This is a genomic window from Microbacterium alcoholitolerans (assembly GCF_050408615.1).
Taxonomy (GTDB): domain Bacteria; phylum Actinomycetota; class Actinomycetes; order Actinomycetales; family Microbacteriaceae; genus Microbacterium.
Window position 1 is genome coordinate 2,373,051 of the sequence record NZ_JBNTKD010000001.1, and the last position, 12,295, is coordinate 2,385,345.

Sequence of the window (12,295 nt, forward strand, 5' to 3'; positions counted from 1 at the left end):
CGAGCGCGGGCGCAGCTCAGAGCGCGCCGAACACGGCTCCGGGGTTCATGATGTTCTGCGGGTCGAGGGCGTTCTTGATCCGCAGGTTCAGTTCGAGCACATCGTCGCCCAGGTAGTCGGCAAGCCAGGGCTGCTTGAGCCGGCCGACGCCGTGCTCACCGGTGATCGTGCCGTCCAGTGCGAGGGCCAGATCCATCACCTCGCCGAAGGCGCGATCGGCGCGGATGCGCTGTTCGGCATCCTCACGATCGAAGACCAGCAGCGGATGCGTATTGCCGTCGCCCGCGTGTGCCACGATCGAGATCTCGATGCCGTTGCGCTCCGCGATCAGCCGGACGCCCTCGACGAGATCGGCCAGCCGCGGCAGCGGCACGCCGACGTCTTCGAGCAGCAAGGCCCCGCGGCGCTCCACGGCGGGGATAGCCATGCGCCGGGCGGCGATCAGCGCCTCGCTCTCGTCCGGGTCGCTCGTCGCGTACACCTCGGTCGCTCCCGCGATCTCGCACAGCGACTCGATCACGAGGGCCTGTGCCGCGGCGACCGCCTCGGACTCGTCGGACTGCACGAGCAGCATCGCGGCGGCGGTGCGGTCGAGGTCCATCCGCACGACGTCCTCGACGGCGTTGATCGCGACCTGGTCCATGAACTCGAGCATCGAGGGGCGCATCGCCGCCTTGATGTCGACGACGGCCCGTATCGCACCGGCGAGGGTCGGGAACATGGCCACCAGCGTCGTCGGCGGCTGCTGTGCCGGAACCAGCCGCAGCACCACTTCGGTGACGATGCCGAGGGTGCCCTCGCTGCCGACGAACAGCTTCGTCAGCGACAGCCCGGCGACGTCCTTCAGCCGTGGCCCGCCGAGCTTCACGGCCCGCCCGTCTGCGAGCACCACCGTCAGGCCGAGCACATAGTCGCTGGTCACCCCGTACTTCACGCAGCACAGCCCGCCGGCGTTGGTGGCGACGTTGCCGCCGATCGAGCAGAAGTCCTGCGAGGACGGGTCCGGCGGGTACCAGAGCCCGTGCTCGGATGCCGCGGCCTTGACCTCGGTGTTGAAGGCGCCCGGCTGCACGACGGCCATCTGCACCGCCGGATCGATGCGGATCTCACGCATGCGCTCCAGCGAGACGACGATCGCGCCGTCCACGGCGGACGACCCGCCGGACAGTCCCGACCCCGCCCCGCGAGGGATGATCGCGACGCCTTCCGCCGCGGCGATGCGCACGGCCGCCTGCACGTCGTCGGTCGACGTCGCCCGCACCACGGCGAGCGGCGTGCCGGCATTCGGATCGTTGGCACGGTCGTGGCGGTAGGCCTGCAGTGACTCGGGGGAGGTGATCACCGCGCCCTCGGGCAGGGCGGCGAGCAGGTCGGCGATGACGTTCTCAGCGGTCACGGGATCGTTCGTCACGGGGCACCTTTGCAGAAGACGGGATCGGATGCCGACAGCGCCGGCGTGAAGGAAGCTCTCAGCCCAGGGTGATGTCGACCTGGATCTCGGTGGCGAGCCGCTCGAGCGCTGCGCGCAGGGCATCCACATCGGCGGTCGCGGGCACGGTCGCGGTGACCTCCGACTCGAACAGCCGCCCGCCGGCCATCGCGGCATCCCGCGTCTCGGTGGTCATGCTCTCGATGCTCAGCGCGTGGGCGTTCAGCACGCCGGACACCTCGCGGACGATGCCGGGCCGGTCGTTGCCGAGCACAGTGAGCGAGATGCGCTGCGCCGTGTCGGCGGCTTCTGTGGCATCCGACCCGGTCTGCACGGTCACGGCGAGCAGGCCGTCGAGTGCTCCGAGCGCCGAGCGGAGCTCATCGACGTGCTCCGGCGAGACCGAGATCTCGATGATGCCGGCGAAGGTTCCGGCGAGCTCGGCGAGCCGGCTGTTCTCCCAGTTGCCGCGGTGAGTGTCGACGATGTCGGCGACGGCGGATACGAGCCCGGGGCGATCCGCTCCCGCGACCGTGAGGATGAGCGTGGTCATGCCGTCAGCGTAGCCGGGTGCCGGGCAGCGCCGTCCACAACTCCGGATAAACCTCGCCCCGAAGTCCGGAAATCGGGCTTCGGGGCGAGGTCGGGGGAGTTTCTCCGGAGTTGCGGCGGGCTACTGCGACTCGACGCGCGCCAGGCGCTTCCATCCGAGCAGCGCGGTTCCGGCGGCGATGATCGAGGCGATCGCGAAGAACAGCGTGATCGGCCAGGTCGCGCCACCCGCGATGAGCACGAGCCAGGCGGCGAACGCGGGCGTCGGGCCGGCGATCAGCGCCGCGGTGGGCTCGCGCACCAGCACGACGGCCGACAGGCGGTGCTGCGGGTCGAACAGCGCCGTGAGGATGGCGCCCTGGGTGGCGTACATGGTGGCGAGGCCGACCGAGATGCCGAGCACCATCGCCAGGATGATGATCGCCTCGTTGCCGGTCGCGAACATCGGGAACACGAGCGCGCCGAAGACGAGGAACACACCGGCGCCGAACAGCCAGATGCGGCGGCGGCCGAGGAGGTCGCCGAGGTGCCCCGTGAGAGGGACGATGCCGATCGCGAGCACCGACGACACGAGGTTCGCCACGAGGCCGAATGAGGGCGGGTAGCCGAGAGTGCCGGTCAGGTACGACAGCAGGTACACCTGCGTGAGCGACGAGAAGGCGAGGTATGGTCCGTTGATGCCGACGCCGATCAGGATCTCACGCCACTGCGAGCGGACCGCGTCCACGATCGGGAAGCGCGCGATGCGGCCCTCGGCGCGGATCTCGCGGAACTCCTCGGTCTCGTGGATGCCGGTGCGGATCCACAGGCCGACGCCGAGCGTGACCACGCTGATCAGGAACGGCACGCGCCAGCCCCAGCTGAACAGCGCTTCTTCGGGCAGCAGCGCGATGAGCGCGAACACGCCGGTTGCGATGACGATGCCGCCGAAGACGCCCATGCCGGGCAGGGCGACGCGCAGGCCGAAGCGCTTGCGGTCACCGGACTCGGCCATCATCACCAGCGAGCCGACATACTCGGCTCCGGCGCCCATTCCCTGCAGGATGCGGCACACGGCGAGCAGGATCGGCGCCCACAGGCCGATCTGCGCATAAGTGGGCAGCAGGCCGATCGCGAGCGTCGCCAGACCCATCAGCATCAGGGTCATCACGAGCATCGGCTTGCGTCCGATCCGGTCGCCGTAGTGGCTGAACAGCACGCCGCCGATCGGGCGTCCGAAGTAGCCGATCGCGAAGGTCAGCAGCGAGTTGATCACCTGGGTGGCCGGGTCGGCGCCGGGGAAGAAGAGCGGGCCGAACACGAGGGCGGCGGCGAGGCCGAACAGCGTGAAGTCGTAGTACTCCACGACGCTGCCGACGATGCCGGCCCAGGCGGTGCGGCGGATGTTCCGTGCGCGTTCGGGAGAATCCTCCGTGACGACGGCGGTTTCGGTGGACATGGTCACAACTCCTATGTTTCTGACGGAGATCCCGCGAAGCACGACTGAGCACAGGCAGAAACCTGCAGGCTGTGGGGAATGCGTCCATTAGAACATCGGATGTTTCCCGATGCCAAATCCATGCTGCCGCTGTGTCAGCGGGCGTCGTCCCAGCCGCCTCCGGCGAGGAAGCGCTCCATCCGCTCGCGGTGCGGGGCGAGATCCCACCCCTGCGCGGCGACCCATTCGTCGGAGTAGTACGTCTGGGCGTAGCGGATCCCGCTGTCGCAGATCAGCGTGACGACGCTGCCCGTCTCGCCGGCCTCGCGCATCCGGCCGATCAGCTCGAACGCGCCGTAGAGGTTGGTGCCGGTCGAGCCGCCCGCCCAGTGCAGCGTGCGCTCGCGCAGCAGCCGGATCGCTGCGACCGAGGCGGCGTCGGGCACCTGGATCATCTCGTCGATCACGCTCGGCACGAAAGACGGCTCCACCCGTGGGCGGCCGATGCCCTCGATGCGGCTGGGTGAGCCGGTGGCATCCGCATCGCCCTTCCAGCCCGCGTGGAACGCCGATCCCTCCGGATCGACGACGGCGACCTCCGTCTCGTGGCGGCGGTAGCGCACGTAGCGGCCGAAGGTCGCGCTGGTTCCGCCGGTTCCGGCGCCGACGACGATCCAGCGCGGCACCGGATGCCGCTCCTGCGCCAACTGGCTGAACACGCTTTCGGCGATGTTGTTGTTGCCGCGCCAGTCGGTCGCGCGCTCGGCGAAGGTGAACTGGTCGAGATAGTGGCCGTTGCAGCCGGCGGCGAGGCGCCGCGCCTCGGGGGAGATGTCTTCGGCGCGGTCCACGAAGTGGCAGCTGCCGCCGTAGAACTCGATGAGGTCGATCTTCTCCTGACTGGTCGATCGGGGCACCACGGTGATGAACTTCAGACCGAGCATGCGGGCGAAGTACGCCTCCGAGACGGCCGTCGAGCCGCTCGACGACTCGACCAGCGTGGTGCCCTCGTCGATCAGCCCGTTGACCAGCCCGTAGAGGATGAGCGAGCGCGCGAGGCGGTGCTTGAGCGAACCCGTCGGATGCACGGACTCGTCCTTCAGATACAGGTCGATGCCCCACTCCGCCGGCAGCGGGAAGAGATGCAGGTGCGTGTCGGCCGAGCGGTTGGCATCCGCCTCGAGGACCTGGATGGCGGAACTGACCCATTCGCTCATGGTTCGAGCGTAGTCGGCGGGTGAAGCAGACCTTCCGGCGGCTCAGCAGGCCCTCGCGGTCAGGGGATGCGGATCAGCGTGCCCTGGGACTGCTCGGGGCCGAGCTGGAACTCGAAGCGCGAGCGATCGCCGCGGTGGTAGGCGACGAAGAACTCGATCGGGCGTCCTGACTCGTCACGGCTCACGCTGCGCAGCCGCAGCAGTGCCGCACCCGTGCTCACGCCCAGCAGCCGCGCCTGGTCGTGGGTGGCGACGGTCGCCTCGGCCGAGCGGACGCCGTGGGTGGCGACGATGCCGTGCTCGGCCAGCAGCCGGTACAGCGAGGCGTTGCTGAGGTCGGCTTCGAGCGAGTGGACGCCGACGGCATCCGGCATCCACGTCGTCGACAGCGACCAGACGTCGTCGTCGACGTGCCGCAGTCGCTCCAGCACGACGATCGGCGCGCCCTCGTCCAGCTCCAGAGCGGCCGCGACCTCGGCATCCGCCACACTGCGCTCGTGGCGCAGGATGTCGCTTCGGACGTGCCCGCCGCGGCGCTCCACCTCGTCGTACAGACCGACGAGCGTGTGGACGAGCGACTCGGGCGTGCGCGGACGCGCGACGAACGTGCCCTTGCCCTTGACCCGCTCGACCAGCCCCTCGTGCTCGAGCTGCGCCAGCGCCTGCCGCACGACGGTGCGCGAGATGCCGTAGGTCTCGCACAGTCGGTGCTCGCCCGGCAGCGGGTCGCCGGGCTGCAGACCGTCGCGCTCGATGCCCTCTACGATCAGCCGTCGCAGCTGGTCGTACATCGGGGCGGCCGAGCGGCGGTCGATTCCCTCGATCATGACGGTCATCAGTATGCGACCCCCGCGTGCAGGATCACGTTCGCGTACGGGGTGAACTCTCCGGAGCGCACGAAGGCGCGCGCCTGATGCGTCTGCTTCTTGAACTCGACGTGCGGCACCAGCTCGATCTCGATTCCGGGCAGCCGCTCGCGCAGCGCCTCCAGCACGTGCGGGCTGTGCTCCGCGACCTCCGCTGAGACGGTCGCGCCCTCGACCACGAGCTCCGCCAGCACGGTGTCGAGCACGTCGAAGAACGCCGGGGCGCCGGGGCGGTAGGCGAGATCGATGCGCTCCGCACCGACCGGGATCGGCAGGCCGGCATCGGTGACGACGATCTGGTCAGTGTGTCCGGTCTCGCTGATGACCCGCGACAGAGCCGGATTGATGGTGGTGGCCGTTTTGCGCATGTCTCCCTCAGCTTTCGGATGCCGGTGCGAGGCGCGTCGCATCGGAGGATGCCAGCAGCGCGTCGACCTCGTCTCGGCTCGGCAGGCTGGGTGAGGCACCCTGCCGGGTGACGGCGATCGCGCCGGCGGCGCTGGCCAGGCGGGTCGCGTCGGCGAGCGACCAGCCCTGTGCGAGAGCGGCGCCGAGGTAGCCGGCGTAGGCGTCGCCGGCGGCGGTCGTGTCGATCGGTTCGACGGGAATCGGCTCGATGAACGTGGTGCCGTCTGCGGTGACGACGCACGAGCCGCGCTCCGCCATCGTGATGACGGCGGCGCCCGCACCCTGCTCGAGGAACCAGCGCCCTGCGCGCTCGGCCGACTCGGAGTCGGTGACCTCGATGCCGCTCATGATCGTCGCCTCGGTCTCGTTCGGGGTGACGATGTCGATGTTCGCCCACACCGCGGCATCCAGCGTCGCGGCGGGAGCCGGGTCGAGCACGACGGTCATGCCGTGCTCGCGAGCGCGGGTGGTGATGTGCAGCGTGAGGGATGCCGGGGTCTCGAGCTGTGTCAGCAGCACGGAGGTTGTGGGAGCGAGCGCCTCGAGTGCGGCGTCGATCTGCTCGGGGCTGAGGTGCGCGTTCGCCAGCGGCACCATGACGATGTCGTTCTGCGCCGACGCGTCGACGCGGATGTGCGCGATGCCGGTCGGGCCGGGAACCGTGCGCAGATGCGTGAGGTCGACGCCGGCATTGCTGAGCCCGTCGACGACGAGGTCGTGGAACAGGTCGTCGCCGACGCATCCGACGAAGCTCGTGCGCGCACCGGCCAGACCGGAGGAGACGGCCTGGTTGGCGCCCTTTCCGCCCAGCAGCAGAGTGAACTGATCGCCCAGGATCGTCTCTCCGCGCGCGGGCAGGCGCTGCGAGAAGGTGGTCACGTCGGCGGTCACGCTGCCGACGATGACGACGCCGGTGCGGGCGGACTGGTCGCTGGTCATATTCTCCCGATCGTCAGTGACACGGCATCCTCTTTGACAGGGCATCGTCTTTTGACAGAGGCGGATGCTGTCATTACATTAGCCGCATCCCCACCTGTAACGACAGGTTGGGCGTGTGAGGAGAATCGAATGACCGCGCCCCGGCTGTACGTGGACAGTGCCGACGTCGATCGAGTCGGCCGCCTGCTGGCGGCGGGCGTCGTGCACGGCGTGACGACCAACCCCACGATCCTGGAGCGCGGCGGACGCACCGCGGACGAGATCCCGGCCCTGTACGAGCGCTGGGTCGGCGAGGGCGCCCGCGAGGTGTTCTTCCAGACCTGGGGCGGCGACCGTGACGCTTTTCTGCGCAACGCGTCGGGCCTGATCGAGCTGGGCGAGCGCGTCGCGGTGAAGGTGCCCGCGACGGCAGAGGGGTTCGCGGCAGCATCCGCTCTCGTGCGCGACGGCGTCTCGGTGCTGGTCACCGCCGTCTACTCCGTCGCCCAGGCGCTCGCGTGCGCGAGCATCGGCGTGCGGTACATCGCGCCGTACCTCGGACGGATGCGGGATGCCGGGATGGACGGCGACGACCTGATCGCCCGGATGCAGCAGGTGTGCGAGGGCAGCGACACGAACGTGCTGGCCGCCAGCCTGCGCTCGCCGAAGGACATCGTCGACCTGCGGCTCGCCGGCGTTCCCTGTTTCACCGCCGCGCCGGACGTGCTCGACGCGCTGCTGTTCGATGGAGTCAGCGATTCGTCGGCCGCGGAGTTCGACGCCGCGATGGTCCGACTCGGCGCGTGATGACTGCTCCCGTATGAGTTTCGGTCGCTGAAACGCCGTTTTCGCGGCACGAACTCATACGGAGCGGGGGATCTGCCGCCGCCGTCGGATGCTAGGACGGGGTGGCCTGGCGCAGCCAGCGCTCCACGCCTGCGACGTGCGCGGTGGCGAGGGATGTCGCGAGCGCCGAGTCGTGCTGGGCGATCGCGTCGGCGATGGCGCGGTGCTCCGACAGGGTGCGCTCGACGGCGCCCTGCTCAGTGAGGCCGCGCCACACCCGCGCGCGGATGGTCTGGCTGCCGAGGCCGTCGATCAGGCTGGACAGATAGCCGTTCTGCGTCAGGTGGACGATCTGGCCGTGGAAGCGGATGTCGTGCGCGACCAGGTCATCGATCGACACGGTGCCCGGATCGACCGACTCGACCTCGTCGATCAGTGCCTGCGCGTCATCGGGAGAGGCGTTGCCGGCGGCGAGGCCGGTCGCCTGAGATTCCAGCATCCGACGCACGGCGAACAACTCGAGCAGCGAATCGTCGTCGTGCATGTCGACGACGAAGCTGATGGCCTCCAGCAGCAGGTGCGGCTCGAGGCTGGTCACGTAGGTGCCATCGCCGCGTCGGACGTCGAGCACGCGGATGACCTCAAGGGCCTTCACCGCCTCGCGCATCGAGTTGCGCGACAGGCCGAGGCGCTCGGCGAGCTCCTTCTCGGGGGGAAGCCGGTCGCCCGGGCTCAGCTCGCCGGACACGATCATCGCCTTGATCTTCTCGATCGCCTCGTCAGTGACAGCCATGGCGACATCCTCGCACAATGATCCGATGTCTGTCTCGCGCTGTGTGAGGATGGGCGCATGCGCGTCATCGATTCTCATCTGCACCTGTGGGATCCCGCAGTCCTCTCCTACACCTGGCTCGACGGAGCCCTCGACTGGGCGTTCGCCGAGATCGAGATCAACGAGGAGCAGTTGCAGGGCGTCTCGGAAGAGGCGGCCATCTTCGTGCAGGCCGACCCGATCGAGGAGCACACCATCGACGAGGTGCGCTGGGTCGACTCGATCGCGCTCGCCTCGGGCGTCGTCGCCATCGTCGCCGGCGCCAGGCTCGACAGGGGAGCTGAGACGGAAGCGCACCTCGCCGCGCTCGCGGAGCACGACCGAGTGGTCGGGGTTCGTCACCTTCTGCAGGGCGAGTCCGACGGCTTCGCAGGGACGGATGCCTTCGTCGCAGGTGCGCGCGCCGTGGCATCCCGAGGGTGGACGTTCGACGCGTGCGTGCGGGCGCACCAGATCCCGGATGTCACGGCGCTCGCGGCGGCCGTCCCCGAGCTGGGGATCGTGCTCGACCATCTCGGCAAACCGGCGATCGGGACGGCGGATGCGCCGCTCGAGCCCAATCCGGAGTGGCTGGGGGACCTGCGAGAGCTGGCATCGAGCCCGCAGGTGTTCTGCAAGCTCTCGGGCCTTCCCGCCGAGACCGGCGGCCACTGGGCGGATGCCCAGGTGGTGCCGTTTCTGGACGCCGCCCTCGCCGCGTTCGGCGAAGGCCGCCTGATGTGGGGGAGCGACTGGCCGGTCTCGTCCATCGACTTCCGGGCTCCGGACGGCGGGGCCTACCTCGCCGGCGCGCGCCAGCGCTGGTTCCGCACCGTCGCCGACTGGGCGGTGTCGCGCGGCTTGGATGCCGAGAAGATCTTCTGGTCGAACGCGCTGGCGTTCTACGGCATCCGCTGACCGTGCCGGCCCGGTCCGGCCCGGCATCGGAGGTGCGTTCCTTCGTCCCCCCAGGTCGCATTCGTTGCCGCTATCGCGGCGATTTGGCGGCAACCAGTGCGACCTGGACCGTCGGATCGGATGCTGGCGCCCGGTCAACCGTTGAGTGCGGCGCGGACACGGGCGACGAGGTGCCGGGGCCGAGCGAAGAGAGCGCTGGTCACCTCGATGACTGTCCACCCGGCGGCGCGCAGCGCGGCGATCCGCTCGACGTCCGCCGCGTACTGGGAGCTGTGCAGGAAGCCGTGGTATTCAATCGCGACCTTCTGCGTCGGATAGGCGAGGTCGACGCAGCCGATGAATCGTCCGTGTCTGTCGTAGACGTCATGATTCAGCGCGGGTTCGGGCAGGCCCGCGAGCACGAGATGACAGCGAACCTGCGATTCGCGCGGTGACCAGGAGTCTTCTCGGACCAGCTCGACCGCCTGACGCAGTCGGCGAATGCCGGCCCACCGCGTCAGCGCGATCGTCGAGCGCAACTCGTCGATGCTTGCGTGTGATCGCTGCCCTGCATCAGGGCGACCGGGTCCCGGTCGCCAGACTCGGCAGTAGTAGTCGCCGAGAGCCACCAGATCGATCAGGCTCAGGTGAGCGAGCTGAGCCCAGGAGGTCGCCGGACTGGCGACGGGAAGTCCTCGGGCGTTCAGCAGATGGACACCGCGCGGGTCAGCACGATGGCCCTTCACGTTCGCCGCGCGAACCAGCGGTCCCTTGCCGAGCGTGCTGACATGTACGTCGAGGTCGCGGCCGTCGAGTGGATCACGAGCGACCTCGGAGACCCCGTCTTCTGGCGGCGGGGGAAACACCAAAGGCAGTGGACCGCCCCAGATCGCGACGGCGGCTCGTGACTGAGGAACTGTCGCGGACGCAGAAGAGGAGCGTAGCGGAACGCCTGTATCCGTCGTTCGGTGATCTGCCGCGTGTACGGGTCGAGATCGTCGAGATCCATCTCGATCGGCTGTACACGCAAGCCGATGAACGGGGCTTCGAGGTCTGAGCGACGCAGCCGGCCGCGATTCACACCAGCATCCATCGCTGTATCGACCCGGAACTGCGGGCCCAAGCTGGGTGGCAGAGGAGCTGCGGGGCGCATCGCTTCACGATGCCATTCCTCATCGGATGCTCGCCCGAGTTGTCCACAGGCGGATGGCACGCCGCCGCCCGCGTCCAGGTCGCAACGGTTGCCGCTATTCGTGCGCGTTAGCGGCAACCAGTGCGACCTGGAGGCAGGATTTCGGGCTTTAGCGGCAATGAGTGCGACCTGGAAGCGGGGACGACCGGCCGGAAGACCCCCGGACGGCTGCCCCGGACGGCTACTCGGAGCGGAGGCGGAGGGCGGCCATGCCGCCGTCGACCTCGATGCACGTGCCGGTCGTCGAGCCGGCGGACGGCGAGACGAGGTACAGCACGGCGGCTGCGACCTCATCGGGCGAGACCAGGCGGCCGTGCGGCTGGCGGGCGTTGAGCGCGGCGCGCTCGGCAGCCGGGTCCGCGGCCGAGTCGAGCAGGCGGCCGACCCACGGGGTGTCGGCGGTGCCGGGGTTGACGGCGTTGACTCGGATGCCCTCGCGCAGGTGATCCGCGGCCATGGCGCGGGTCAGCGCCGAGACGGCGCCCTTGGACGCCGAGTACAGCGCGCGCTGCGGCAGGCCGGTGGTCGAGGCGATGGATGCCGTGTTGCAGACCGCCGCCGAAGGCGACTTCCGCAGCCAGGGCAGAGCCGCCGCGGTGACGCGGGCGATGCCGGTGACGTTGATGGAGAGCACGCGTGCCCACTCGTCGTCGTCGTTGGCGGTGATGTCGCCCTGCGCGCCGATGCCGGCGTTGTTGATGACGATGTCGATGCGGCCGAACTTCTCGGCGACCGCTGCGACGGCGGCATCCACGGATGCGCGGTCGGAGACGTCTGCCGTGAACGCGGCGAATGCGGCATCCGCTCCGGCGGTGTCGCGGTCGAGGACGGCGATCTGCGCGCCTTCGGCATGCAGCTTCGCGGCCACCGACGCGCCGATTCCGGATGCGCCGCCGGTGACGATCGCGACGAGACCTTCCAGCTGACCGCTCACTTCGCAGCCTCCCACGCGACGAACTCCTGGCGCTGGCTGCCCAGGCCCTCGATCTCGATGTCGACGACGTCGCCGGCCTTCAGATACGGGAACTTGCCGCCGAAGGCGACGCCCTGCGGCGTGCCCGTGAGGATCAGATCGCCCGGCTCGAGGGTGACGTACTGCGACAGGTGGTGCACGATCGTGCGGACATCGAAGATCATGTCGTTCGTGTTCGAGTCCTGACGGGCCTCGCCGTTGACGAAGCTGCGCAGGTTCAGGTTGTCGACGTCGACCTCGTCGGGGGTGACCAGCCACGGGCCGGTCGGGTTGAAGCCGAAGGCGATCTTGCCCTTCGACCACTGGCCTCCCGACACCTCCATCTGGAAGGCGCGCTCCGAGACGTCGTTGGCCACGACGTAGCCGGCGATGTGGGCATCCGCCTCCTCAACCGAATCGAGGTACGCGGCGCGCGTGCCGATGACGATGCCGAGCTCGACCTCCCAGTCGGTCTTCTCGCTGCCGCGGGGGATCGTGACCGTGTCGTTGGGGCCGACGACCGTGTTCGGGGTCTTCAGGAACATGATCGGCACCGTGGGCGGCTCGGCACCGGACTCGCGGGCGTGGGCTGCGTAGTTCTGGCCGATGCAGATGACGGCGCTCGGGCGGGCGATCGGAGCGCCGATGCGCAGCTCGGCGGCGCCGTCGAGCTCGGGAAGCTCACCGGCATCCAGTGCCGCCTGGGTGCGCGCGACGGGGTCGGCGGCGAGGAAGTCGCCGTTCACATCGGATGTCAGGGGGCGCAGGTCGAAGGTGCGGTCGGCGTCGATGACGACGGGGATCTCGCTTCCGGACTCGCCGAGTCGAGCGAACTTCATGGTTCTCCTCC

Annotated in this window: 13 protein-coding genes; 2 read left to right on the forward strand and 11 right to left on the reverse strand. The window is 69.3% G+C overall.

Annotated elements, in window-relative coordinates; translation table 11 throughout:
• Positions 1-16: 16 nt before the first annotated feature.
• From ACQUSX_RS11380 to ACQUSX_RS11410, 7 genes are all read right to left on the reverse strand, one after another.
• A complete protein-coding gene (locus tag ACQUSX_RS11380) occupies positions 17-1,411 on the reverse strand; it encodes an FAD-binding oxidoreductase (RefSeq protein ID WP_428907029.1) in 1,395 nt (464 codons plus the stop codon).
• Between the two features lie 58 nt (positions 1,412-1,469).
• A complete protein-coding gene (locus tag ACQUSX_RS11385) occupies positions 1,470-1,982 on the reverse strand; it encodes a glycine cleavage system transcriptional repressor (RefSeq protein WP_428907030.1) in 513 nt (170 codons plus the stop codon).
• Positions 1,983-2,102: 120 nt separating this feature from the next.
• Complete coding sequence (locus tag ACQUSX_RS11390; RefSeq protein WP_428907031.1) at positions 2,103-3,419, reverse strand: MFS transporter; 1,317 nt, start codon at positions 3,417-3,419, stop codon at positions 2,103-2,105.
• Between the two features lie 134 nt (positions 3,420-3,553).
• Positions 3,554-4,615 (reverse strand): PLP-dependent cysteine synthase family protein, encoded by a 1,062-nt coding sequence (locus ACQUSX_RS11395; RefSeq protein ID WP_428907032.1) that lies wholly within the window; start codon positions 4,613-4,615, stop codon positions 3,554-3,556.
• Positions 4,616-4,674: 59 nt separating this feature from the next.
• Entirely contained in the window at positions 4,675-5,442 is a 768-nt protein-coding gene (locus ACQUSX_RS11400; protein WP_428907033.1) for a GntR family transcriptional regulator, read from the reverse strand.
• 8 nt (positions 5,443-5,450) lie between these two features.
• Entirely contained in the window at positions 5,451-5,849 is a 399-nt protein-coding gene (gene rbsD / locus ACQUSX_RS11405) for a D-ribose pyranase (RefSeq protein WP_428907034.1), read from the reverse strand.
• Positions 5,850-5,856: 7 nt separating this feature from the next.
• Positions 5,857-6,828, reverse strand: coding sequence for a ribokinase (locus ACQUSX_RS11410; RefSeq protein WP_428907035.1), 972 nt, complete (start codon positions 6,826-6,828; stop codon positions 5,857-5,859).
• A gap of 129 nt (positions 6,829-6,957) precedes the next feature.
• Here ACQUSX_RS11410 and ACQUSX_RS11415 point away from each other — a divergent pair, with 129 nt between their 5' ends.
• Positions 6,958-7,614 carry a transaldolase family protein gene (locus ACQUSX_RS11415; protein ID WP_428907036.1) on the forward strand — a complete coding sequence of 219 codons (657 nt, stop codon included), beginning with the start codon at positions 6,958-6,960 and terminating at the stop codon, positions 7,612-7,614.
• 91 nt (positions 7,615-7,705) lie between these two features.
• Here the strand turns inward: ACQUSX_RS11415 and ACQUSX_RS11420 are convergent, their stop codons facing one another.
• Positions 7,706-8,386: a FadR/GntR family transcriptional regulator gene (locus tag ACQUSX_RS11420; RefSeq protein ID WP_428907037.1), complete on the reverse strand. Its 681-nt coding sequence runs from the start codon at positions 8,384-8,386 to the stop codon at positions 7,706-7,708.
• Positions 8,387-8,443: 57 nt separating this feature from the next.
• Here ACQUSX_RS11420 and ACQUSX_RS11425 point away from each other — a divergent pair, with 57 nt between their 5' ends.
• Positions 8,444-9,322, forward strand: a complete 879-nt coding sequence (locus ACQUSX_RS11425; protein ID WP_428907038.1) for an amidohydrolase family protein — start codon at positions 8,444-8,446, stop codon at positions 9,320-9,322.
• Between the two features lie 134 nt (positions 9,323-9,456).
• Here ACQUSX_RS11425 and ACQUSX_RS11430 read toward each other — a convergent pair whose 3' ends face one another.
• From ACQUSX_RS11430 to ACQUSX_RS11440, 3 genes are all read right to left on the reverse strand, one after another.
• A complete protein-coding gene (locus ACQUSX_RS11430) occupies positions 9,457-10,167 on the reverse strand; it encodes a hypothetical protein (protein WP_428907039.1) in 711 nt (236 codons plus the stop codon).
• A gap of 507 nt (positions 10,168-10,674) precedes the next feature.
• Positions 10,675-11,427 carry an SDR family NAD(P)-dependent oxidoreductase gene (locus tag ACQUSX_RS11435; protein WP_428907040.1) on the reverse strand — a complete coding sequence of 251 codons (753 nt, stop codon included), beginning with the start codon at positions 11,425-11,427 and terminating at the stop codon, positions 10,675-10,677.
• Positions 11,424-12,284, reverse strand: a complete 861-nt coding sequence (locus tag ACQUSX_RS11440; RefSeq protein WP_428907041.1) for a fumarylacetoacetate hydrolase family protein — start codon at positions 12,282-12,284, stop codon at positions 11,424-11,426. The genes ACQUSX_RS11435 and ACQUSX_RS11440 overlap by 4 nt, the downstream gene beginning before the upstream one ends.
• Positions 12,285-12,295 lie beyond the last annotated feature (11 nt).

Coding starts and splice junctions, on each gene's coding strand:
- ACQUSX_RS11385 (WP_428907030.1), bottom strand. CDS start 1,982: ATGACCACGCTCATCCTCACGGTCGCGGGAGCGGATCGCCCCGGGCTC.
- ACQUSX_RS11390 (WP_428907031.1), bottom strand. CDS start 3,419: ATGTCCACCGAAACCGCCGTCGTCACGGAGGATTCTCCCGAACGCGCA.
- ACQUSX_RS11395 (WP_428907032.1), bottom strand. CDS start 4,615: ATGAGCGAATGGGTCAGTTCCGCCATCCAGGTCCTCGAGGCGGATGCC.
- ACQUSX_RS11400 (WP_428907033.1), bottom strand. CDS start 5,442: ATGATCGAGGGAATCGACCGCCGCTCGGCCGCCCCGATGTACGACCAG.
- rbsD (WP_428907034.1), bottom strand. CDS start 5,849: ATGCGCAAAACGGCCACCACCATCAATCCGGCTCTGTCGCGGGTCATC.
- ACQUSX_RS11410 (WP_428907035.1), bottom strand. CDS start 6,828: ATGACCAGCGACCAGTCCGCCCGCACCGGCGTCGTCATCGTCGGCAGC.
- ACQUSX_RS11415 (WP_428907036.1), top strand. CDS start 6,958: ATGACCGCGCCCCGGCTGTACGTGGACAGTGCCGACGTCGATCGAGTC.
- ACQUSX_RS11420 (WP_428907037.1), bottom strand. CDS start 8,386: ATGGCTGTCACTGACGAGGCGATCGAGAAGATCAAGGCGATGATCGTG.
- ACQUSX_RS11425 (WP_428907038.1), top strand. CDS start 8,444: ATGCGCGTCATCGATTCTCATCTGCACCTGTGGGATCCCGCAGTCCTC.
- ACQUSX_RS11440 (WP_428907041.1), bottom strand. CDS start 12,284: ATGAAGTTCGCTCGACTCGGCGAGTCCGGAAGCGAGATCCCCGTCGTC.